Below are 21,208 nucleotides of genomic sequence, written 5' to 3' on the forward strand. Positions count from 1 at the left end.
GCTCAGACGACCGCGCCGAAGATCTTGCCGACGACGGCCGTGACCGCCATGGCAACCGCGCCCCAGAACGTGACACGCGCCACGGCGCGCAGCACAGGCGCCCCGCCCGCCCGGGCGCCGACCGCGCCGAGCAGGGCGAGGAATATCAGCGACAGCACCGTGACCCAGAGCGTGATCGCCGCCTCCGGCACGACTGCGGCGGTGGCAAGCGGCAGCGCCGCCCCCACCGCGAAGGTCGCCGCCGACGCCATAGCGGCAACAAGCGGGCGTGCCTCGGTATGCTCGTAGATGCCGAGCTCGTCGCGCACATGGGCGGCGAGCGCGTCCTTCGCGTGAAGCGCCGCGGCCACCTCACGCGCGAGGGCGGGCGGTACGCCGCGATCCTCGTAGATCGAGGCGAGTGCATGCAGCTCCTCCTCCGGGTCGCCCGCGATTTCCGCTTGCTCGCGAGCAATGTCGGCCCGTTCGGTATCCGCCTGCGACGAGACGGAGACATATTCCCCCGCCGCCATCGAGAGCGCCCCGGCGGCAAGCCCCGCCGCCCCGGCCAGAAGCACCTCCGCCCGGCCGGACGCCGCCGCCACGCCGACGATCAGAGAGGCCGTCGAGACGATGCCGTCATTCGCGCCGAGGACCGCAGCGCGAAGCCAGCCGACCCGGGCAACGTAGTGTTCCTCTCGGTGGCGGCGTTCCATGCTGGGCTCCGGTCATTGCGATGCTGCGGACAGAAGGCGCCCGCGCCCCGCGAAGGTCAAGTGTCCCACCCGCCGGTCAGAGGTCGCGCCGCATCTCCACCGCGGGAAAGTCGATGCCGGGGGCGAGCGGCACCGTCACTGTGCCCAAGGCCGTGAATCCCATCGATTCGTAGAAGGGCACCGCGGTCCGGGTGGAGAGGCAGTGCATCCAGGCCATGCCGGCCGCCCGCGCCTCGGCCAGGGCGCGGCCGAGTACGGCACTTCCGATGCCCCGCCGGACGGCGCGGTCGTCGGTCACCATGTGGCGAACGTTCGCCCTGCCAGGCCCCACCAGACCGGACCTGCCGGGGATCGCGGCCGTCCAGCCGCCGCCGCCGAGCAACCGGCCCGCCCTGTCCTCGGCCACGTAGTAGGTGCCCGATGTCACAAGCGCCGGCTGCGCGCGGGAAATCAGCGGCAGCGCCGTCACGAGGACGGACGCCGGGTAGTCGGCCTTCAGCAGGCGCGGGTAGGCGCGCGCCAGCAGCGCGTCGATGCCGGCGATGTCGTCCCGCCCCGCGGGGCGGACACTGAAATCCATGACCGCCTCGCAAAACGAAAGGGCCGCGCGAACCGCGCGGCCCCGAACCCTGCCAGGGACAGGCGATCCTACTTGATCTTGCCTTCCTTGTATTCGACGTGCTCGCGCTTCACCGGGTCGTACTTCCGCACGACCATCTTTTCGGTCATGGTGCGGGCGTTCTTCTTGGTCACGTAGAAGTGCCCGGTGCCCGCCGTCGAGTTCAGACGGATCTTGATCGTCGTCGGCTTCGCCATCGTCGTTCTCCACTGGCCGGGCGGCTCGGGCCGCCCGCGAAATCCTTGAAGCCCGCCTTTTACTCAGCCCCCGCACGGAGTCAACCGCAAAACCGGGGCGCGCGGCGGGAAATCTGGGTGTCCCTGCCCCGTGGCGGGCCCGGCCCCTCAGGCGCCCGGCGCGGGCTTGCCCATCGCGGCGTGCAGCTTCGCCCGAACCTCGGCCGTGAGGCCGAGCGCGGTGCCGAGCTGGGCGAGGTATGCCTGTTCGGCCGGCGTATCGACGGTGATCGCCATGAGCGAGGTCGAGTAGACCTGCTCCCGCATCGCCGCGCCGGTTTCCTGCGCCAGCGCCGCCACGTCGAGCGGCGCGTCGAGCGCGGCCTCGACGAAGGCGATCTCCTCGTCGCTCGCGTCGCTGAGATGGTCCATGATCTTCGCCCGTTCCTCGGCGTCGATCTCGCCGTCGGACTTGGCCGCCATGATCATTGCGCGGATCATCAGCTTGGCATTCGCCTCGTTGATCGCCGAGGCGGGCGTGGCACCCGAGACCGCCTCCATCATGTCGCCCACGACCTTGCCGCCCGCGGCCGCAGCACTCGTCATCGAGGCGATGAGCCCGCCGAGCCCGGCCTCGGTCGCCTCGGCTGCACCGCCGAAGCGGTCGTACATCTCCCGGACGGTCTTCGATCCGCCCGGAATGCCCATCTTCTCGGCCTGCTCGCCCCACTGGTCGACGACGCCGCCCGGCTCGCCGGCCTTCTTCATCGCATCCTTCACGCCGGGCATCCCGCCCATGTCCTTGTATTTCGTGTACCCCCGCGCCGCGGCGAAGCCGATGGCGAGCGTGGCAAGCGTTCTGACGAAACTCATGGTGGAACTCCCTGACAGACTTTCTCCATCATAACGCGGCCGATGTAACAATCACGCGGTTTCGACGCCGACGGGGCACCGGATGAACCGAGGGGCGGAAATGCGCGGAGGGCCTGTAAGCCGGATTCTGTCCACCCCGGACCGTGATCCGGGGCTGGATGACCATTCCTCTCGGCCCGCCGTTACCGGCGCGCTCAAGCTGCCAACCCGGGCCTCTCGGGTCGAAGCGTCCCTGCGGGCGGTCTCCCGGACCGAGATCCGGGACCGGCCCCCGCGCGAGGCCCCTATTCGGCATTGCTCCCGGTGGGGCTTGCCTTGCCGGTCCTGTTGCCAGGCCCGCGGTGGGCTCTTACCCCACCGTTTCACCTTTTCCCGCCCTGAGACGGGTAGTCTCTTCTCTGTGGCGCTTTCCCTCGGGTTTCCCCGGCCGGGCGTTACCCGGCACCGTCGCTTCAGGGAGTCCGGACTTTCCTCGCCCCGGACGTGATCCGGGACGCGGCCATCCGGCCCTCCGCGCGAACGATGAGTTAGGCGCGCGATGGCCCGTCGTCAACCGGGAACCGCCGAGCGATGTCATCGGCCGCAGCCCGGTCCTCCGGCCCCTCCGGGCCCGTCGCCCAGGGCCGGAACCGCAGACGGAAGGCGTGGAGCAGCGTGGCCGGGGTCGCCTCGGGGTAACCGATCGCCCGGAGCGAGGCGGCAAGAGGCGCCGTGGGGTCGCCCGCCGGCCCCGGCCAGATCGCGAGGCCCGACCGGGCGAGCCGCTGCCAGTCGAAGCGCGGGCCCGGGTCGCGCTTGCGATCCGGAGCCATGTCGGAATGGCCGATCACCCGCTCGGGCGGGATCTGCCAGCGCGCCATGGTTGCGGCGAGCAGCCGTTCGAGCGCTGCCATCTGCGGTTCGGGAAAGGGTGCGTCGCCGGGGTTCTGGAGCTCGATGCCGATGGAGCGGGAGTTCACGTCCGTCACGCGCCCCCAGGCCCCCGCCCCGGCGTGCCAGGCGCGCGCCTCCTCGGGCACGAGCGCGTCGACCTCACCGGTCTCTGCGATGAGGTAATGCGCCGAAACCTCGGCGTTCGGGTCGCAGAGCCGCGCCCGCGCCTCGGCGCAACCGGGCATGGCCGTATAATGGATCACCACCAGATCGGGCCGCGCGCCGCCGCGCCGCTCACCGAAGTTCGGCGAAGGCGGCCGCGTCACCTCAGTTCTTCGCCTGCTGGAACGGCGTCGGATCCCAGTAGCAGGCGAAGCCGTCGCCGTCCGGGTCGAGGTTCTTGGGATCGCGCTTCGGCCCGCCGGAGGACAGGAACGCCTGCTGCGCAGCCTCAGGCGAGGGGTAGCGGGCGCAGGCCTTCTCGCTGCTGGAAAGCGCGATGCGAGAGCGGGGATAGACCGCCTCGCCGAGCCGGTTCGGCGCCTTCAGCGCATATTGCACGAGATCGACCGCCTTCGCCGCCTCAGGACTCCGTTCCGGGAGTTCGGTTGGCTGGACCTGCTGATAGGCCGCGCGGTTCTGGGCAATGCGGGCCTTGTCGGATTCGATCGACTCGCGCGACGAGACGGCGGTAAAATCGTTCTCGTCCGAGATGCCGGAATGGTCCGGAGAAGCCGCGGTCGCGGCGGGCGGATAATAGCCCGGCGTCTCGGCGACGGCCGCGTTCGCCGGCGGCACGCCCGCAGGCAGCGCACCGGAGGGCTGCTGCGGAGCGATGGGCGCGGCGATTGTGGCCGGGCCGATCCCGGCCTGCGCCAGTTCGGCTGCCGTGGGTGCGCCGGTCCCGGCCGGGGCAGCCGCACCGGCGTAGGCTCCGGCGGGCGCGGGAAACGGCACGGCTGGGTTCTGCACCGGGCCCTGCACCGTCTGCACCGGGGCGGATGCGGCAGCGACTCGTGCGGCCTCCGCCTCGGCGACGCGGCGCCGCTGGTAGGAGCTATAGTCCTCGAACCCGACACCCGCCGCGCGGCTGTCCGGGACCGGCGGCTGGCAGCCGGCGAGAAGCAGGACGGCAAGTCCAGAAATGACGAGCGGACGCATCGAAAACCCCTGAAGTCCCGGTCTGAGCGCGGCCCTTACCACCATTTCACCGGCTTGGAAACAAAGCCCGCCGCGCGTTCCAGCACATAGGCGTGATTCAGCAATGCCCCCTCCTCCCACGGCCGCCCGATCAGTTGCAGGCCAAGCGGCAGGCCCTGCCGGTCGAGCCCAGCGGGAACCGCGATGCCCGGCAGACCGGCGAGGTTCACCGTCACGGTGAAGACGTCGTTGAGATACATTGCGATCGGATCGGCATTCGCCATCTCGCCCAGGCCGAAGGCGGCCGACGGGGTCGCGGGCGTCAGGATCGCGTCGATGCCGTCGGCAAAGACCGTCTCGAAGTCGCGCTTGATGAGCGCGCGAACCTTGCGGGCGCGGTTGTAGTAGGCATCGTAGAACCCGGCGGAGAGCACATAGGTTCCGATCATCACCCGGCGCTGCACCTCGTGGCCAAAGCCTTCGGCGCGGGTCTTCTCGTACATCTCGGTGATGCCATCGCCCTGCGCCAGCTTCGCCCGGTGACCGTAGCGCACCCCGTCATAGCGGGCGAGGTTCGAGGACGCCTCGGCCGGCGCCACGACATAGTAAGCCGGCAGCGCGTATTTCGTGTGCGGCAACGAGATGTCGACGATCTCGGCGCCAGCGTCCCGCATCATCGCGGTGCCGTCGGCCCAAAGCTTCTCGATCTCGTCCGGCATGCCGTCCATGCGGTACTCGCGCGGGATGCCGATCTTCTTGCCGCGGATGTCGCCGGTCAATGCTGCCTCGAAGTCCGGCACCGGGATGTCGGCGCTGGTGCTGTCCTTCGGATCGTGCCCGCACATCGCCGAGAGCATGATCGCGGCATCGCGCACGTCCTTGGTCATCGGCCCGGCCTGGTCGAGCGACGAGGCGAAGGCGACGATCCCCCAGCGCGAGCAGCGGCCGTAGGTCGGCTTGATGCCGGTAATGCCCACGAAGGCCGCCGGCTGGCGGATCGAGCCGCCGGTATCGGTGCCGGTCGCGCCAAGGCAGAGGTCCGCCGCCACCGCCGCCGCCGAACCGCCCGACGATCCGCCGGGGGTGAGGGGCGCCGCATCATTGCCGCGCCGCCAGGGGTTCACGGCATTGCCGTAGCACGACGTCTCGTTGCTGCTCCCCATGGCGAACTCGTCCATGTTGAGCTTGCCGAGCATCACCGCTCCGGCGTCCTGGAGCTGCTGGCTGACGGTCGATTCATACTCCGGCCGGAAGCCATTCAGGATATTCGACGCGGCCTGGCTTGGCACGCCCCTGGTGCAGAAGAGGTCCTTGATCCCGACCGGGATGCCGCACATCGGCGGCGCATCGCCCGCCTTCAGCCGCTGGTCCGCCGCCGCCGCCCGTTCCCGCGCAATCTCGGGCGTCTTGTGGACGAAGGCATTGAGCGCGCCCGCTCCCTCGATCGCCGCAAGGCAGGCCTCGGTCAGTTCGGCCGAGGTCACTTCGCCCTTGCGCAGCGCATCCCGCGCGGCGGCAATGGTCAGTTCGTTGAGCCCGCTCATTCGACCACCTTCGGCACCGCGAAGAACCCTTCCCGCGCATCGGGCGCGTTCGACAGGATCTGCGCCTGGATATTGCCGTCCGTGACCACGTCGGCGCGTCGCTTCAGCCGCATCGGCGTGACGCTCGTCATCGGCTCCACGCCCTCCACATCGACCTCGTTCAATTGCTCCATGAAAGCCAGCACGGCCGAAAGCTCGCCCGCCAGCGCCGGCAGGTCCTCTTCCTTGACGGCGATCCGCGCCAGATGCGCCACCTTGCGCGCGGTCGAGATGTCGATCGACATGGGGCTTCACTCTTCTCTTGGATCGGGGCCTTGATCGGGGCAGGGTTTACCCGTGACAAGGCTTGCCCGCAAGGGCGCCGGCCCCCTGCGAAAGGAGCGCGCGATGAAGATCACTTGGCTCGGCCATTCCGGCTTCCGCATCGAGATCGAGGGGGCGGTGCTGCTTGTCGACCCCTGGCTCACCGGCAACCCGATGTTCCCGGCGGCGCGCCGCGCCGAGGCGATCCGCGGCGCGACCCATGTCCTCGTGACGCATGGCCACGGCGACCACGCCGGCGACGCGGTGGCGATCGCGAAGGACCTCGGCCTGCCGGTCGTCGGCATCTACGACCTGATCTCGTTCTGGGAAGGCAAGGAGTCGATCGAGGGGATCGGAATGAACAAGGGCGGCACGGTCGATCTGGCCGGCGCGAAGGTTACGATGGTGAACGCCTGCCATTCCTCCTCGCTCGGCGGCAAGGACGGGCCGATCTATGCCGGGCACGAGTCGGGCTTCATGATCGCGGGCGAAGGCCACACGATCTACGTCACCGGCGACACCACAGTGATGGCCGACATGGGCTGGATGGGCGAATACTTCGCCCCCGACATCGGCATCCTCTGCGCCGGCGGACACTACACGATGGACATGAGGATGGCGGCCTGGGCGGCGCGGAAGTACTTCGCCTTCAGGACCGTCATCCCCTGCCACTACCGCACCTTCCCGCTGCTGGCACAAAACGCGGACGACCTGAAGGCAGGCCTTCCCGGAGTGCAGGTGATCGAGCCCGAGGTGCTGGACCCGATCACCTTCTGAGGCGCCGCAAGGCGCCTCACAGCTCCCAGTAGTTCCGCGCCGGCGGCAGCGGATGGAGGCCGATGTCGCGGCGCATGCGGTCGGGCATGTCGCCTTCCCAGATGCGCGCTCGGCGGCCCGGGCGTGCGATCAACCCGGCCAGTGCCAGCGCCACCCGCACCAGTCCGTATTCCGCCACGACGGCCTGAACGGCCTCTGCGGGGCTCACGAAATCACGATTCACTTGGGCGTTCATTTTCTTCACGCGATCCGGCGGCCAGAGACCCCGGATTCCTCAATGGATGTTGACTGGAATGCCCCAAGCCGGACGAAGCGCCGGCGTCGGGATAGCTTTGATGAAAGGACGTGGCCGGTCAGTTCCGGATCATCGTCCCAACGGCACGTGCTGGTTCAGCAGCTGCGGTTGCCGGTCCAGATCATCGCCGCTCGCACCGAGCGGGCGAGGCCGGACCTTCCGCAATACGCGCCAGCACCGGAACGGAGCGTCGCGAGATCAAGATCATACATCCGGCGCCTCCTTTCCTGAGGGTGTTGGGACTGGCGCGAACATACACGAGCATTTGGGCAGACAAAGCGCGGAATTGTATCGCTCGGGCGGAAGCGATTGTATGTGTCGCCCCTGACACAATGTCGCAGGTGGGGCGCCGGCACGCTCAGTCGCGGCGGTCGCGGAAGAACTCCGTCAGCAGCGCCGCGGCCTCCGCCGCCCCGATGCCGTCGTAGACCTCGGGCGCGTGGTGGCACTGGCGGTGGGCAAAGACCCGCGCGCCGTGGGCGACACCGCCGGACTTCGGATCCTCGGCCCCGTAGTAGAGCCGGGCGATCCGGGCGAAGGAGATCGCGGCCGCGCACATCGGGCAGGGTTCAAGCGTGACATAAAGGTCGTGGCCCGGCAGCCGCTCCGATCCCGCAGCCGCGCAGGCGGCCCGGAGCGCCAGAACCTCCGCGTGGGCAGTCGGATCGCCCAGTTCCCGCGTGCGGTTCCCGGCGGCGGCGACGATGCGGCCGTCTGGCGCCGCGACGACGGCGCCCACCGGCACCTCGCCCCGCTCGCCCGCCGCGCGCGCTTCGGCGAGCGCCGCCGCCATATGGCTCGTGAACCGTCCCATGCCCCCTCTTGCCGTGCCGCCGGCCACGAAGCAAGCGCTTCCCCCGCGCGCGGAATGGCGCTAGAGGATGCGCCTCAGCCAGCCGGGGGGCGCGATCATGACCGACGAGACCGCAACGGGTGAACGGATCGCCAAGGTGATGGCCCGTGCCGGCGTCGCCTCGCGCCGGGACGCGGAAAAGATGATCGTCGCGGGGCGCGTCGCCGTGAACGGCGCGGTCGTCACGAGCCCCGCGCTTGACGTGCGGCCCGGCGACAAGGTCACGCTCGACGGCAAGCCGATCGACGCACCGCAGCCCGCGCGGCTCTGGCTTTACTACAAGCCCGTCGGCCTCGTGACCTCGGCCAGGGACGAAAAGGGCCGCCAGACCGTCTTCGACACCATGCCCGAAGGGATGCCGCGGGTGATGAGCATCGGGCGGCTCGACCTCAATTCCGAGGGCCTCCTGCTCCTGACCAATGACGGCGAGCTGAAGCGGCGGCTGGAACTGCCGTCGACAGGCTGGCTCAGGAAATACCGTGTGCGGGTGAACGGCCGCCCGAACGAGGCGACCTTCGACCCCCTGCGCCGCGGCGTCGCCATCGACGGCGAGGACCTCCAGCCTATGGAGGTGACGCTCGACAAGCAGCAGGGCGCGAATGCCTGGCTGACCGTCGGCATCCGAGAGGGGAAGAACCGCGAGGTGCGCCGGGCCATGGCCGAGGTCGGACTGACGGTGAACCGGCTGATCCGGGTCAGCTACGGTCCCTTCCGCCTGAACACCATGAAGCCCGGCGACGTGGTCGAGGTGAAGGCCCGCGTCCTGCGCGACCAGCTCGGCGCGGGCGGCGAGGAAAAGCCCCCCCAGCGCAAGCCCCGCGCCGGAGCCGCGAAGGATCCGAAGCGCGGCGGCAAGCCCGGCGTCGGGGACCGCGTCTTCAAGCCCCGGCCGCTGCGCGAGGACCGGCCCGAGGGCCACGGTGGAAACCGGTCGCGCCGCCCAGGTGCCGACACGGGCGACCGGCCGCCGCGCAGCGGCGCGCCGCGCAAGCCGCGCCCCCTGATGGGCGAGGAGACGGGCGAGCGGCCCTTCCGCGCGCGCGCCCCGCGCGCCGAAGGCGATGAGAAAAGGCCGCCGCGGAAGGCCGCCGGCGACCGCCCCTACAAGCCACGTCCGCCGCGCGAGGGCGACGAGTCAAGGCCTCCGCGGAAGGCTGCCGGCGACCGCCCCCACAAGCCACGTCCGCCGCGCGAGGGTGACGAGGCGAGGCCGCCGCGGAAGGCCGCCGGCGACCGCCCCCACAAGCCACGTCCGCCGCGCGAGGGTGACGAGGCGAGGCCGCCGCGGAAGGCCGCCGGCGACCGCCCCCACAAGCCGCGTCCGCCCCGCGAGGGTGACGAGGCGAGGCCGCCGCGGAAGTCGTTCGCGAAGGCAGCCGATGGCGACCGGGCGTTCCGGTCGCGGCCGCCGCGCCCCGACCGGGGCGAGGCTGCGACCGGCGGCCCGGACCGTCGCGAGGGCGGTAACCGCGAGGGTGGGAAGCGCGAAGGCGGCAAGCCCTTCAAGCCGCGCGGCGCTGCCGGAGGTCCGGCCCGGCCGCCACGAGCCGAGGCGCCGCGCGGCCCTCGTGGCGGCGACGACCGGCGCGGCGGCAAGCCGGGTCCGGCCCCGGGCCGCAAGCCCGGCGGAAAGCCGGGACCGAAACCCGGACCGAAGCCGCGCGGACGGGGCTGACGCCATCTGCCCCCTGCGGCGTGCTGCCGCCGCGACGTCAGGGAACCGTTTTCGGCCCTTGGACATTCCCGTTGCGCCGTGCCAGTCTGTTTCGTGTATGGTCGGGGGTAGCGGATGACGGAATCCGGGTTGCAGCGTCTTGCCTTCAACCTCCTTCTGGCGCTGACGCTTTATGTCGCGCTGACGGGTGGGGCATGAGGATCGGAGGCGCATGATGGCCGAACGGTTCGGCGGCAGGTTCAGCCCCACGCCGCAGGGCACCGACGCATCCCCTCCCCCGCACGAGGCGCCGCCAAGCCGGGCGGAGCGTCGGACGGCTTGGCTTTTCGCGGTCGCCGTCCCCTTCGCGCTCAAGGCCTTTTTCCAGGACCCGGCCGGTCTTGCCCGCTATCTCGCGGCCTTCGGCCTGCTTGTCGGGGCGGCGTGGCTCACGCGCGAGGGCGTTCGCGCGGCCGAGACCTATGCCGCCCGCCGCTCGGCCCGCCGCCCCGCCTTCCCGCGCAAGATCGCGGGCTCGGCCCTGACCGGCCTTGGCCTCTTCCTCGGCGCCTGGGGCGGGCCCGACCTGGTCGGCCCTCTCCTTCTCTGCGGCATCGGCGCGGCGCTGCACCATTTCGCTTTCGGCGCCGACCCCTTGCGCGACAAGGGCATGGCGGGACTCGACCCGTTCCAGCAGGACCGCGTGGCGCGCATCGTCGCGGAGGGCGAGGGCCACCTCGCCGAAATGCGCACGGCCGCCGAACGCACCCGCGACCGGGCGATCCTCGCCCGCGTCGAACGCTTCGCCGTCACTGCCCGCGCGCTCTTCCGCACGGTGGAGGAAGACCCCCGCGACCTGACGGCGGCGCGCCGCTGGCTCGGCGTCTATCTGATGGGCGCGCGCGACGCGACGATCAAGTTCGCCGACCTCTGGGCGCGGTCGCACGCCCCCGCCGCGCGCGCCGACTACGAGGCTTTGCTCGACGACCTCGAAACGACCTTCGCCCGCCGCACCACCGCGCTTCTGGAAGACAACCGGACCGACCTCGACATCGAGATCTCGGTCCTGCGCGACCGCCTGAAGCGCGAGGGTGTGCGTCTGGCGGACCCAGCCCCAGCCACAGTGGAGAGTGACCATGTCCAGCGTCCGTGAAGATGCCGCCCGCGCCCTGGCCGCCGTCGAGGAAGTGACCGCCGTCGTGCTTCCGGAACCCGCGGCCGAGGTGATACCGCTCGAGAAGGCGCCCGCGCCCCTGGCCGAGGCGATCCGCAGGCGCATCGCCGAACTCGACATGACCGACACCGGCTCGATCGTGAACTTCGGCTCGGCCGCGCAGGGAGAGTTGCAGCAGATCAGCCAGGCGATGCTGGCCGACGTGCGCAACAAGGACGTGGGCCCGGCGGGTGACTCGTTGCGCGAGATCGTCACCACGATCCGCGGCTTCTCGGTCTCGGAGCTTGACGTGCGGCGCAAACTGTCATGGTGGGAACGGCTTCTGGGCCGCACCGCGCCCTTCGCGAATTTCCTCGCACGGTTCGAACAGGTCCAGGGCCAGATCGACAAGATTACCGGCGACCTTCTCGGCCACGAACACAAATTGCTCAAGGACATCAAGTCCCTGGACGTGCTTTATGACAAGACGCTGAACTTCTACGACGAACTTGCCCTCTACATCGCGGCAGGCGAGGCGAAACTGGCGGAACTGGATGCGACCGACATACCGGCAAAGGCCGCGGCAGTTGACGCCGCGCCGGAGGAGGGCAAGGTGATGGCGGCACAGGAGCTGCGCGACCTCCGTTCCGCGCGCGATGACCTCGAACGGCGCGTGCACGACCTGAAGCTGACGCGACAGGTCACAATGCAGTCGCTGCCCTCGATCCGGCTGGTGCAGGAAAACGACAAGAGCCTGGTGACGAAGATCAACTCCACCCTCGTCAACACCGTGCCGCTCTGGGAAACCCAGCTTGCGCAGGCAGTCACCATCCAGCGGTCGTCCGAGGCGGCCTCGGCCGTGCGCGAGGCCAATGACCTTACCAACGAGCTTCTCACCGCGAACGCGAAGAACCTCCGGCAAGCCAATGAAATCGTTCGGACCGAGATGGAGCGGGGCGTGTTCGACATCGAGGCGGTCAAGACCGCCAATGCGGAACTCATCGGCACCATCGAGGATTCCTTGCGCATCGCCGACGAGGGCAAGCGCAAGCGCGCGGCGGCCGAGGCGGAACTGAAGAAGATGGAGGCCGACCTGCGCGAGACGCTCGCCGCCGCGAAGGCGCGGACGACCGGCACCGGCACCACCCTCGGGACCAGCGTCTGAGATCATGCACCCCGCCTTGCGGTTCCTGTTGCCCCCCCTCCTTCTCGCGGTCCTCGCCGGGTGCGAACCGGTGGCCCTTGGCCCTGCCGCGCGGGCCCCGCCGCGCGCGGTGGCCCCGCGGGACCCCGCCGGCGCCGCGCCCCGCGGGGCGACCGAGGCGGCCCGGGCCTACTATGCCCGGGTCGAGGCGAACTACCTCGCACAGGACCTCCTGCGCACCGACGGCGGCGGCGCCGACACACCCTTTGGCGCCCGCGATCTTGCGGAGAACTTCATCCGCATCGCCTTCTACGACGAATTTGCCGAACGCGGCGGGCGGCTCGTTGCGGCGTCCTCGGAAAACCGTCTGCACCGTTGGGAGGAACCGGTGCGCGTCGCCGTCGAGTTCGGCGCCTCCGTTCCGGCAGCCCAGCGCGCGGCGGACCGTGCGGTCGTTGCGGGCTACGTCTCACGGCTTTCCGCACTGACCGGACTGCCCATGCGGATGACGGGCTGGCGGGCGAACCATACCGTCCTCTTCCTCAACAGCGACGAGCGCTCGGCTGCGGCGACGCGGATCGCCGCGCTTGCGCCTGCGACCGGCGAGGCCGCCGTCCGCTCCGTCGTCGAGATGCCGGCCGATACCTATTGCACGGTCTTCGCGTTCACCGCGGGCAGGAGCGCGATCTATTCCCGGGCGCTGACAGTCATTCGGGGCGAATTGCCGGAGCGGCTCCGCCTCGCCTGCATCCACGAGGAGCTGGCCCAGAGCCTCGGCCTTGTGAACGACTGGCCCCGCGCCCGGCCCTCGATCTTCAACGACAATGAGGAATTCGCCCTGCTGACGCGGCAGGACGAGCTGATGCTGAAGATGCTCTACGACCCCCGGCTGAAGCCGGGGATGACCCTGGCCGAGGCGCGGCCCATCGTGGAAGCGATGGCAGCCGAACTTGTCCCGGGCGAAAGCTAGGATCAGGAGGTGACCATGGGTATTCTCGACTTTCTCACCGGCGAATTCATCGACGTCATCCACTGGGTCGATGACACGCGCGACACGATGGTCTGGCGGTTCGAGCGTGAGGGCCACGCGATCAAGTATGGCGCCAAGCTGACGGTACGCGAGGGGCAGGCGGCGGTCTTCGTCCACGAAGGCCAGATCGCCGATGTCTTCACCCCCGGTCTCTACATGCTGGAGACCAACAACATGCCGGTGCTGACGACGTTGCAGCACTGGGACCACGGCTTCCGCTCGCCCTTCAAGTCCGAGATCTACTTCGTAAATACCACCCGCTTCACCGACCAGAAGTGGGGCACGAAGAACCCGATCATCGCCCGCGATCCGGAATTCGGGCCGGTCCGGCTCAGGGCCTACGGGACCTACGTGATGCGGGTGTCCGAGCCTGCGAAGTTCCTCTCGCAGATCGTTGGAACGGATGGAGAATTCACCGCCAGCGAGATCAGCTTCCAGATCCGCAACATCATCGTGCAGGAATTCAGCCGCGTCATCGCGTCATCGGGAATCCCGGTGCTCGACATGGCGGCGAACACTGGCGATCTCGGCAAGATCGTCGCGCGCGCCATCGCGCCCGCCGTCGCGGCCTACGGGCTCGAGATCCCGGAGTTCTACGTGGAGAACATCAGCCTGCCCGAAGCCGTCGAGGCGGCGCTCGACAAGCGCACCTCGATGGGGATCGTGGGCGACCTCGGCCGCTTCATGCAGTATTCCGCGGCAGAGGCGCTCGGGCGCGGCGACGGGTCGGCCGGATCGGTCATGGGCGCGGGCGTCGGCGCCGGGATCGGCATGGCGATGGGACAGCAGTTGGGACCGTGGGGCGCCGCGCCCGCTGCGCCCGCCGCGCAGGTACCGCCGCCCCCGCCTCCGGTCGAGAAGGTCTGGCACCTAGCGCGCTCGGGCGCCGTAGAGGGGCCCTATGGCCGCGGCCATCTCGGCCGGCTCGTCCATGACGGAAGTCTCACCCGCGAAACGCTCGTCTGGGCCCCCGGCCAGGACGGCTGGAAACCGGCGGGCGAGATCGCCGAGCTCGCCCAGCTCTTCACCGTCATGCCGCCCCCGCCGCCGCCTGTTCCGCCTTCGGGTGGCTGAGTCCTGCAACCATGACGCCGGCCGAGGAGCACCGCTTTCCCTGCCCCCGCTGCGGGGCCGACCTGCGCTTCGCGCCGGGTGAGGGGCGGCTCGTCTGCGACCACTGCGGGCACAGCGAAGCGATGGCCGAGGGGTCGCGCGGCCATCAGCCGATTCCCGAGACCGACTTCCGCGCCGGCGTCGAGGCGGCGTTGCCCGACACCGAGGTCGAGGAGGCACGCTACTCGAAATGCCCCAACTGCGGGGCCGAGGTGCAGTTCGACCCCGCGGTGCATTCCACCGAATGCCCGTTCTGTGCCACCCCGGTCGTCGCCGACACCGGGGAGAGCCGGCACATCAAGCCGAAGGGCGTCGCCCCCTTCGTGCTGACCGAGACCGAAGCGCGCCGCGCGATGACGGACTGGCTCGGCTCGCTCTGGTTCGCGCCCTCGGGGCTCCGGGACTATGCCCGCAAGGGCCGCGCGCTCGGCGGGATATATGTCCCCTACTGGACCTTCGACGCCGACACGCGGTCAAGCTACGCCGGACGGCGCGGCATCGTCTATTACGAGACCCAGCGCGTGCAGGTCCGCGACGCCCAGGGCCGGGTGCATTGGCAGGACCGGCAGGTCGCGCGGGTCCGCTGGACCCCGGTCTCGGGCCGTGTCGCGCGGTTCTTCGACGATGTGCTCGTCCTCGCCGCGCGGTCCCTCCCCGAGGGTCACACCCAGGCGCTCCAGCCCTGGGACCTGACGCGGCTCCAGCCCTATGCGCCCGAATTCCTGGCGGGCTTCCGCGCCGAGGGCTACACCGTCGGGCTGGAGGAAGGCATGGCCGAGGCCCGTGCCTACATGGACCGGATGATCGAGCGCGACGTGCGCTTCGACATCGGCGGCGACCGGCAGGAAATCCACCAGATCCAGACGCAGGTCTCGGCGGTGACCTTCAAGCACATCCTCCTGCCGGTCTGGACCGCCGCCTACCGGTACCGGGGCCAAAGCTTTCGCTTCGTCGTCAACGGACAGACCGGGTCGGTTGCGGGCGAGCGGCCGTGGTCGGCGTGGAAGATCGCCGGCGCGGTGATCCTCGGGGCACTCCTGGCCGCCGCCATCGCTCTCGGCCTGCAATACGCCGACCAGCAGGGCTGGATCGACCTCCGGTCCTCTTACTGACCGGCGCCGCCGTCAGCTCTTGCCGATCGGCACCTTGCGCGACGTCGCCACCTCGGGGGCGGCGCGGGCGACCGTCAGCGTCAGCACGCCGTCCCTGAGGTCGGCGCTGACCTTGCCCTGGTCGGCGTCGGCCGGAAGACGGAACGACCGGCTGAAGCTGCCGAACTGGCGCTCGCTGAAATACCAGGTGTCGCCCTTCTCTTCGCGGCTCTCCTTCTTCTCGCCCTTCACCGTCACCATGCCCTCGTTGACGGTTACCTCGATGTCCTTCTCCTCCACGCCGGGGAGTTCGATGGCGATCCGGTAGGTCTTGTCGTCGGAGGAGGCCTCGGAGGCCGGTGCCAGCCATTCGGACAGGCGCGCGCCGAAGTGGCGGAAGGGTTCGTAGAACGACGGCCAGAAGGCGCTTGCGGGGGTTTTCTCGACCATGAAGATTCTCCTGCGATAAGGTTGCGGGAATGTCAGGGAAGATGCCGTGGGCCGCCCGAGTCGTCCCTGACGCGCATCAATGCGCGCTTGCCCGTTGCGGGGCGGACCCCGCTCGGCTATGGCGGTGCCGTTTACGCTAACGGAGGGGCGGGATGATCCTGAGCTGCGGCGAGGCGCTGATCGACATGCTGCCCCGAAGGACGGAGGGGGGCGAGGACGCCTTCGCCCCCTACCCCGGCGGCGCCGTCTTCAACACCGCAATCGCGCTCGGCCGGCTCGGCGCGCCCTCGGGCTTTCTCTCCGGCGTCTCGACCGACCTCTTCGGGCAGTTGCTGACGGCCGCGCTGGCGGCCTCGGGCGTCGATACCGCATTTCTCGTCCGATCCGCCCGCCCCACCACGCTCGCCTTCGTCACGCTGAGGGACGGGCAGGCGAGCTATGCCTTCTACGACGAGAACACGGCCGGCCGGATGATCCGGCCCGGCGATCTGCCCACCCTGCCGGAAACGGTCGAGGCGCTCTTTTTCGGCGGCATCAGCCTGATGGTGGAGCCGGGCGGCGCGACCTATCAGGCGCTGATGGAGCGCGAGGCGGGGTCGGGCCGCGTGATGATGCTCGATCCGAACATCCGGCCCTCGTTCATCGCCGACGAGGCAGCCTACCGCGCCCGGATCGGCCGCATGATCGCACTTTCCGACATCGTGAAGCTCTCGGACGAGGATTTGCGCTGGCTGGTCGGCGGCCACGGGATTGCCGCCGGGGCCGAGGCGTTGCTGGCGAAGGGGCCGAAAGCGGTCTTCGTGACCGAGGGCGCAGCCGGGGCGCACGCCTTCACCGCGGCACATTCCATCTTCGTACCGGCGCGGCGGGTGGAGGTGGCCGACACCGTCGGCGCAGGCGATACCTTCAACGCGGGCGTCCTCGCGGCGCTGCGCGCGGCCGGCGTGCTGACCAAGGCGGGTATCGCCGCACTCCCGGAGGACGCGCTTCGCGCCGCCCTCTCGCTTGGCACCCGGGCGGCGGCCGTCACCGTTTCGCGCGCGGGCGCGAACCCGCCCTGGGCAAGGGATCTGGCCTGATGCGCGCGCTGGTCCAAAGGGTGCGCGAGGCACGGGTGACCGTCGCGGGCCGCGAGACCGGCGCGATCGGCGAGGGACTCCTCATCCTCGTATGCGCCATGCAGGGCGATGGCGAAGCCGCGGCAGACGCGCTCGCCCGCAAGATCGCGCGGCTGAGAATCTTCCGCGACGCGGACGGCAAGATGAACCGCGCGCTCCTCGATACCGGCGGCGCTGCGCTCGTGGTCAGCCAGTTCACGCTCGCCGCAGACACCTCGCGCGGCAACCGTCCGGGCTTTTCCACTGCCGCGCCGCCGGCCGAGGGCGAGCGGCTCTACCGGCATTTCTCCGACCGCCTCCGGTCGGAGGGCATTCGCGTGGAGAATGGCGAATTCGGCGCGGACATGGACGTGGCGCTCGTGAACCAGGGGCCGGTGACGATCTGGCTCGACACCGACGGCTGAGGCCGCTCACCGGCAGGGTGCCGCGACCTGCAACACCCAGCGCGGGCCGCCCCCCTGCCCCGGCTCGGGCGCCGCGACGCCGATGCCCATGACCGCGACGCCCTTCAGCGCCATGATCTTGCGGTGCCCGGGTGACTCGAGCCATTGGCGGAACACCTGCACACCCTGGCCGTAGCCCATCGCGATGTTTTCCCCGACAAGCCGCGCGCTGCAGCCGGCCTTTCGCATCCGCGTCTTGGCGCTGCCGCCGAGGCTGTGGCTGAACTCGTTTCGCGCGACCATGGCGCAGGCGTGGTCGCCCGCCGCCCGCGTCAGCTGCGGCGCGATGGCGAGCGGACGCAGACCCTGTTCGCCACGGAAGCGGTTGATCGCGGCGGCGAGCGCCTCGACCTCGGCCGCGTTGCCGGCCGGACGGCCGCAGCCGGCGGCCTCGGCGGACCCTGCCGCAACGGCGGCGCCAAGGACAAGGGCAGCAATTAGCGATTTCATTCGGCCTGCTCCCGCGACGACTGGCTGCGCCGCAGACTGCCGGAGGGGCGAGCCGCGATCAACCCTGGGGGGTCATCGACTTGCGCTGGCGGTTGCGCTCCAGCCCGAGGCGCCCCTCGCGCCAGATGATCAGTATGCCCGCGACGACGACGAGCGCCGCGCCGCCGAGCACCGCGAGCCCCGGCGCCTCGCCGAAGACGAAGTAGCCGACGCCGAGCGCCATGAGCATGGAGGCATACTCGAAGGGCGCGATGACGGAGGCATCCGCGTGACGGTAGGAGGAGGTCAGCAGCACCTGACCGATGCCGCCGAGCAGCCCGGCCGTCACCAGCATTGCCGCCGCCTCCGCATCCGGCATGGCCCAGCCGAAGGGCAGCGTCACGAGCGACAGGAGTGCCGAGTTGACCGAGAAATAGAAGACGATGGCCGAGGTCTTCTCCTCGGTCACGAGCTTGCGCACGAAGACCTGCGCGAGCGCAGAGAAGACGGCGCCGACGAGGACCACGATGGCGCCCAGCGCCTCCTCGGCGCCGATCTGGCCCGCCCGGAGCGCGGTCAGCCTCGGCGAGAGAACGATGAGCACGCCGGCAAGGCCGAGCGCGACCGAGAAGATGCGGAAGGCGCGCACCGTCTCGCCGAGGAACATCGCCGCGAAGACGACGGTGAGGAGCGGCGCGGCATAGCCGATCGCCGTCACCTCGGGCAGCGGCAGGAGGCCGAGGCCGGCGAAGCCGAACCCCATCGCCGCCGTCCCCATCAACCCGCGCCAGAAATGGCCCAAGGGGTTTGTGGTGACCAGCCCCGCCCGGAGGCCGCGGGACGCGATCAGCCAGACAAGGATCACCGGCACCGCGAAGGCCGAGCGGAAGAACACCGCCTGGCCCGGCGGCACCGCGTCGGAGGCGGCCTTGATCAGGCTCGCCATGGCCATGAACACCGCCACCGAGGCGAGTTTCAGGAGAATGCCGCGCAAGGGGTTCATCTGCCCGTTCCTTCCCGGCACAGGAAAGGCGGAAAGCGCCTGTCACTGCAAGGCGAAAGCGTCAGTCCGGCCGCACCCGAGCCCCGGTCTTGTCGGCGAAGGCGGCCAGCCGTCCCCGCGCCTCGGTCTGGGTGTTGACGATGCCCGCCACCATGGACTCGGCATAGGCCGCATCCAGCGCCGACATGTTCTGCATGTGGCTGATGGCCGAACAGACGGCGAAGTTGGCGAGCGGCGTGTTGGCCGCGACCGCGCGGGCGATCTCCATGGCCCTGGCCTCGCTGTCCTCCACGAGATACTGGCAGAGGCCGACCGAGACCGCCTCCGCGCCCTTGTAGATGCGACCCGTCAGCATCATGTCGATCATCCGCGCCTTGCCGACGAGGTCCGCGACCCGGATCGTGGCGCCACCGCCGGTGAAAAGACCCCTCTGGCCTTCCGGCAGCGCGAAGTAGGTGCTGGCGTCCGCCACCCGGATGTGGACGGCCGAGGCAAGCTCCAGCCCGCCGCCCACGACCGCGCCTTTCAGCGCGGCGATGATCGGCACTCCGGAATACTCCATCTTGTTGAAAGCCTCGTGCCAGCGCAGGCAGAGCTGCATGAATTCGGCCGGCGTGCGATCGGCGTTGAGATGCTCGACAAGGTCCAGCCCGGCGCAGAAGTGATCGCCCGCGGCGCGCAGGACGACGGCGCGCACACCCGCCCGGGGAATCGCCGAAAAAAGTGCGATCAGTTCCTCCACGGTCACCGCATTCAGCGCGTTGCGCTTGTCGGCGCGGTTCAGCGTGACGGTCGCGATACCGTCCGCGTCCAAGGCCACGCCGAGGTTGGTCAGCGGCAGATCGTCGATGGCCGTCATGAACTTCTCCTCCGTTCGGTCCCAGGATGGCTGCGGCGGCGAAGGACCGCCACCGCGCCGGCCTCGCCGAGGTGACCCCTCGGTCACCCTGGCACCCGCGGCCTCAGAGCCCTTTCGAGCGGTAGCTCTTCGCCACCCGGTCGATGGCCACGATATAGGCCGCCATCCGGAGGTCGGTGACATCCTGCCGGCCGTTCCATATCTGGCTGATCGACTGGTAGGCGCCCCGCATCGTGTCGTCGAGACCCGAGCGGACGAGTTCCAGTTCGTCCGCGCCGCGAAGATAGCGGCTCTTGAAGTCGGGAGAGAGCGTCCAGCCGAGGCCCTTGTCGGAAGAAAGCCGTTCGAGTTCGTCCACAAGAAGCTGGTGGCGCGCCTCCTCCTGCCGGCGCTCCATCCGGCCGAAGCGGATGTGGCTGAGGTTCTTCACCCACTCGAAATAGGAGACGGTGACACCGCCGGCATTGGCGAAAAGGTCCGGGATGATCACCGCGCCGCGGGTCCTGAGGATGTCGTCCGCGCCGGCAGTGATCGGCCCGTTCGCGGCCTCGATGATGAGCGGCGCCTTGATCCTTGCCGCGTTGCCGAGGTGGATCACGCCCTCCATCGCCGCCGGGACGAGGATGTCGCAGTCCTCCTCGAGAAGCAGCGCGCCGTCGGCGACATAGGTGCCCTCGGGACAACCCTTCACCCCGCCATGACGGATCAGCCAGTCGCGCACGGCCTGCACGTTCATCCCGTTGGGATTGTGCAGCGCACCGTCGCGCTCGATGATGCCGACGATCCGCGCCCCGTCCTCGGTCGAGAGGAACTCCGCCGCGTGATAGCCGACGTTGCCGAGGCCCTGCACGATCACCCGCTTGCCGTCGATCGTGCCCTTGAGCCCGGCCCGCGCCATGTCGTGCGGGTGGCGGAAGAACTCGCGCAGCGCGAACTGCACGCCGCGCCCGGTCGCCTCCACCCTGCCGGCGATGCCGCCGGAATTGATCGGCTTGCCGGTCACGCAGGCGGCGCCGTTGATGTCGGTGGTGTTCATCCGCTGGTACTGGTCGACAATCCAGGCCATCTCGCGCTCGCCTGTGCCCATGTCGGGTGCGGGCACGTTCTGCGCGGGGCTGATGAGATCGCGTTTGATCAGCTCGTAGGCAAAGCGCCGGGTGATCATCTCCAGTTCGAACTCGTCCCATTCGCGGGGGTCGATCCGCAAGCCCCCCTTCGATCCGCCGAAGGGGGTCTCGACCAGGGCGCACTTGTAGGTCATCAGCGCGGCGAGCGCCTCCACCTCGTCCTGGTTCACGCTCATGGCATAGCGGATACCGCCCTTCACCGGTTCCATGTGCTCGGAATGGACCGACCTGTAGCCGGTGAAGGTATGGATGCCGCCCCGCAGGCGCACGCCGAACCGAACCGTGTAGGTGGAGTTGCAGACCCGGATCTTCTCCTCCAGGCCCGGCGAAAGGTCCATCACCGCGACCGCGCGGTTGAACATGAGATCGACGGACTGACGGAAACTCGGTTCCCCGTTGGCGGCCATGCTTACCTCCCTGGCTGGCATTCCCGGCGCGGGCCGGGG

The 21,208-nt window shown here is 69.7% G+C and carries 24 protein-coding genes and 1 other RNA gene; 9 read left to right on the top strand and 16 right to left on the bottom strand.

Annotated elements, in window-relative coordinates; all coding sequences use genetic code 11:
- Positions 1-2: 2 nt before the first annotated feature.
- From ACMUOO_RS01995 to gatC, 9 genes are all read right to left on the bottom strand, one after another.
- Positions 3-695 (bottom strand): VIT1/CCC1 transporter family protein, encoded by a 693-nt coding sequence (locus tag ACMUOO_RS01995; RefSeq protein WP_301919065.1) that lies wholly within the window; start codon positions 693-695, stop codon positions 3-5.
- 76 nt (positions 696-771) lie between these two features.
- A complete protein-coding gene (locus ACMUOO_RS02000; protein ID WP_301919066.1) occupies positions 772-1,275 on the bottom strand; it encodes a GNAT family N-acetyltransferase in 504 nt (167 codons plus the stop codon).
- 68 nt (positions 1,276-1,343) lie between these two features.
- A complete protein-coding gene (gene rpmG, locus ACMUOO_RS02005; RefSeq protein ID WP_017928995.1) occupies positions 1,344-1,511 on the bottom strand; it encodes a 50S ribosomal protein L33 in 168 nt (55 codons plus the stop codon).
- A 147-nt stretch (positions 1,512-1,658) separates the two neighbouring features.
- A complete protein-coding gene (locus ACMUOO_RS02010) occupies positions 1,659-2,363 on the bottom strand; it encodes a tellurite resistance TerB family protein (RefSeq protein ID WP_301919067.1) in 705 nt (234 codons plus the stop codon).
- A 100-nt stretch (positions 2,364-2,463) separates the two neighbouring features.
- Positions 2,464-2,878: RNase P RNA component class A (rnpB, locus tag ACMUOO_RS02015), an RNA gene on the bottom strand.
- Positions 2,879-2,890: 12 nt separating this feature from the next.
- Positions 2,891-3,562: an N-acetylmuramoyl-L-alanine amidase gene (locus tag ACMUOO_RS02020; RefSeq protein ID WP_301919068.1), complete on the bottom strand. Its 672-nt coding sequence runs from the start codon at positions 3,560-3,562 to the stop codon at positions 2,891-2,893.
- A 1-nt stretch (position 3,563) separates the two neighbouring features.
- On the bottom strand, positions 3,564-4,397 hold the full coding sequence (locus tag ACMUOO_RS02025) for a hypothetical protein (RefSeq protein WP_301919069.1): 834 nt from the start codon (positions 4,395-4,397) through the stop codon (positions 3,564-3,566).
- A 35-nt stretch (positions 4,398-4,432) separates the two neighbouring features.
- Positions 4,433-5,920, bottom strand: coding sequence for an Asp-tRNA(Asn)/Glu-tRNA(Gln) amidotransferase subunit GatA (gatA, locus tag ACMUOO_RS02030; RefSeq protein ID WP_301919070.1), 1,488 nt, complete (start codon positions 5,918-5,920; stop codon positions 4,433-4,435).
- Positions 5,917-6,204: an Asp-tRNA(Asn)/Glu-tRNA(Gln) amidotransferase subunit GatC gene (gene gatC / locus ACMUOO_RS02035; protein WP_301919071.1), complete on the bottom strand. Its 288-nt coding sequence runs from the start codon at positions 6,202-6,204 to the stop codon at positions 5,917-5,919. Before gatC ends, gatA begins: the two co-directional genes overlap by 4 nt.
- Before the next feature lie 103 nt (positions 6,205-6,307).
- On the opposite strand from gatC, the gene ACMUOO_RS02040 reads away from it, so the two are divergent.
- A complete protein-coding gene (locus ACMUOO_RS02040) occupies positions 6,308-7,000 on the top strand; it encodes a metal-dependent hydrolase (protein WP_301919072.1) in 693 nt (230 codons plus the stop codon).
- Positions 7,001-7,016: 16 nt separating this feature from the next.
- On the opposite strand, the gene ACMUOO_RS02045 is transcribed toward ACMUOO_RS02040, so the two are convergent.
- Both ACMUOO_RS02045 and ACMUOO_RS02050 read right to left on the bottom strand, forming a co-directional pair.
- Complete coding sequence (locus ACMUOO_RS02045; RefSeq protein WP_413854819.1) at positions 7,017-7,223, bottom strand: hypothetical protein; 207 nt, start codon at positions 7,221-7,223, stop codon at positions 7,017-7,019.
- Between the two features lie 430 nt (positions 7,224-7,653).
- Positions 7,654-8,109 carry a nucleoside deaminase gene (locus ACMUOO_RS02050; protein ID WP_301919074.1) on the bottom strand — a complete coding sequence of 152 codons (456 nt, stop codon included), beginning with the start codon at positions 8,107-8,109 and terminating at the stop codon, positions 7,654-7,656.
- A gap of 97 nt (positions 8,110-8,206) precedes the next feature.
- Here ACMUOO_RS02050 and ACMUOO_RS02055 point away from each other — a divergent pair, with 97 nt between their 5' ends.
- The 6 genes from ACMUOO_RS02055 (at position 8,207) to ACMUOO_RS02080 (ending at position 15,354) form a co-directional block, all read left to right on the top strand.
- Complete coding sequence (locus ACMUOO_RS02055) at positions 8,207-9,823, top strand: pseudouridine synthase (protein WP_301919075.1); 1,617 nt, start codon at positions 8,207-8,209, stop codon at positions 9,821-9,823.
- Between the two features lie 214 nt (positions 9,824-10,037).
- Positions 10,038-10,955 carry a 5-bromo-4-chloroindolyl phosphate hydrolysis family protein gene (locus tag ACMUOO_RS02060; RefSeq protein ID WP_301919076.1) on the top strand — a complete coding sequence of 306 codons (918 nt, stop codon included), beginning with the start codon at positions 10,038-10,040 and terminating at the stop codon, positions 10,953-10,955.
- Positions 10,939-12,120, top strand: coding sequence for a toxic anion resistance protein (locus tag ACMUOO_RS02065; protein WP_301919077.1), 1,182 nt, complete (start codon positions 10,939-10,941; stop codon positions 12,118-12,120). The genes ACMUOO_RS02060 and ACMUOO_RS02065 overlap by 17 nt, the downstream gene beginning before the upstream one ends.
- Positions 12,121-12,229: 109 nt before the next feature.
- A complete protein-coding gene (locus ACMUOO_RS02070) occupies positions 12,230-13,069 on the top strand; it encodes a DUF2927 domain-containing protein (RefSeq protein ID WP_413854822.1) in 840 nt (279 codons plus the stop codon).
- Between the two features lie 15 nt (positions 13,070-13,084).
- The gene (locus ACMUOO_RS02075; protein WP_301919079.1) at positions 13,085-14,203 is read left to right on the top strand and encodes an SPFH domain-containing protein; all 1,119 of its coding nucleotides are present in this window, start codon (positions 13,085-13,087) and stop codon (positions 14,201-14,203) included.
- Between the two features lie 11 nt (positions 14,204-14,214).
- Positions 14,215-15,354 carry a TFIIB-type zinc finger domain-containing protein gene (locus tag ACMUOO_RS02080; RefSeq protein WP_301919080.1) on the top strand — a complete coding sequence of 380 codons (1,140 nt, stop codon included), beginning with the start codon at positions 14,215-14,217 and terminating at the stop codon, positions 15,352-15,354.
- A gap of 12 nt (positions 15,355-15,366) precedes the next feature.
- Here the strand turns inward: ACMUOO_RS02080 and ACMUOO_RS02085 are convergent, their stop codons facing one another.
- The gene (locus ACMUOO_RS02085) at positions 15,367-15,783 is read right to left on the bottom strand and encodes an Hsp20/alpha crystallin family protein (RefSeq protein WP_301919081.1); all 417 of its coding nucleotides are present in this window, start codon (positions 15,781-15,783) and stop codon (positions 15,367-15,369) included.
- A gap of 152 nt (positions 15,784-15,935) precedes the next feature.
- On the opposite strand from ACMUOO_RS02085, the gene ACMUOO_RS02090 reads away from it, so the two are divergent.
- Positions 15,936-16,862 (top strand): carbohydrate kinase family protein, encoded by a 927-nt coding sequence (locus tag ACMUOO_RS02090; RefSeq protein WP_301919082.1) that lies wholly within the window; start codon positions 15,936-15,938, stop codon positions 16,860-16,862.
- Positions 16,862-17,305, top strand: a complete 444-nt coding sequence (dtd, locus tag ACMUOO_RS02095) for a D-aminoacyl-tRNA deacylase (protein ID WP_301919083.1) — start codon at positions 16,862-16,864, stop codon at positions 17,303-17,305. Before ACMUOO_RS02090 ends, dtd begins: the two co-directional genes overlap by 1 nt.
- A 6-nt stretch (positions 17,306-17,311) precedes the next feature.
- Here the strand turns inward: dtd and ACMUOO_RS02100 are convergent, their stop codons facing one another.
- The 4 genes from ACMUOO_RS02100 to ACMUOO_RS02115 all read right to left on the bottom strand — a co-directional run bounded on the left by ACMUOO_RS02100 (position 17,312) and on the right by ACMUOO_RS02115 (position 21,169).
- Entirely contained in the window at positions 17,312-17,794 is a 483-nt protein-coding gene (locus ACMUOO_RS02100; protein ID WP_301919084.1) for a CAP domain-containing protein, read from the bottom strand.
- 58 nt (positions 17,795-17,852) lie between these two features.
- On the bottom strand, positions 17,853-18,776 hold the full coding sequence (locus ACMUOO_RS02105; protein ID WP_301919085.1) for a DMT family transporter: 924 nt from the start codon (positions 18,774-18,776) through the stop codon (positions 17,853-17,855).
- A gap of 61 nt (positions 18,777-18,837) precedes the next feature.
- Positions 18,838-19,635: a crotonase/enoyl-CoA hydratase family protein gene (locus ACMUOO_RS02110; protein ID WP_301919086.1), complete on the bottom strand. Its 798-nt coding sequence runs from the start codon at positions 19,633-19,635 to the stop codon at positions 18,838-18,840.
- 103 nt (positions 19,636-19,738) lie between these two features.
- Positions 19,739-21,169: a Glu/Leu/Phe/Val family dehydrogenase gene (locus ACMUOO_RS02115; protein WP_301919087.1), complete on the bottom strand. Its 1,431-nt coding sequence runs from the start codon at positions 21,167-21,169 to the stop codon at positions 19,739-19,741.
- Positions 21,170-21,208 lie beyond the last annotated feature (39 nt).

Source organism: Albidovulum sp., from assembly GCF_041919395.1.
GTDB lineage: Bacteria > Pseudomonadota > Alphaproteobacteria > Rhodobacterales > Rhodobacteraceae > Albidovulum.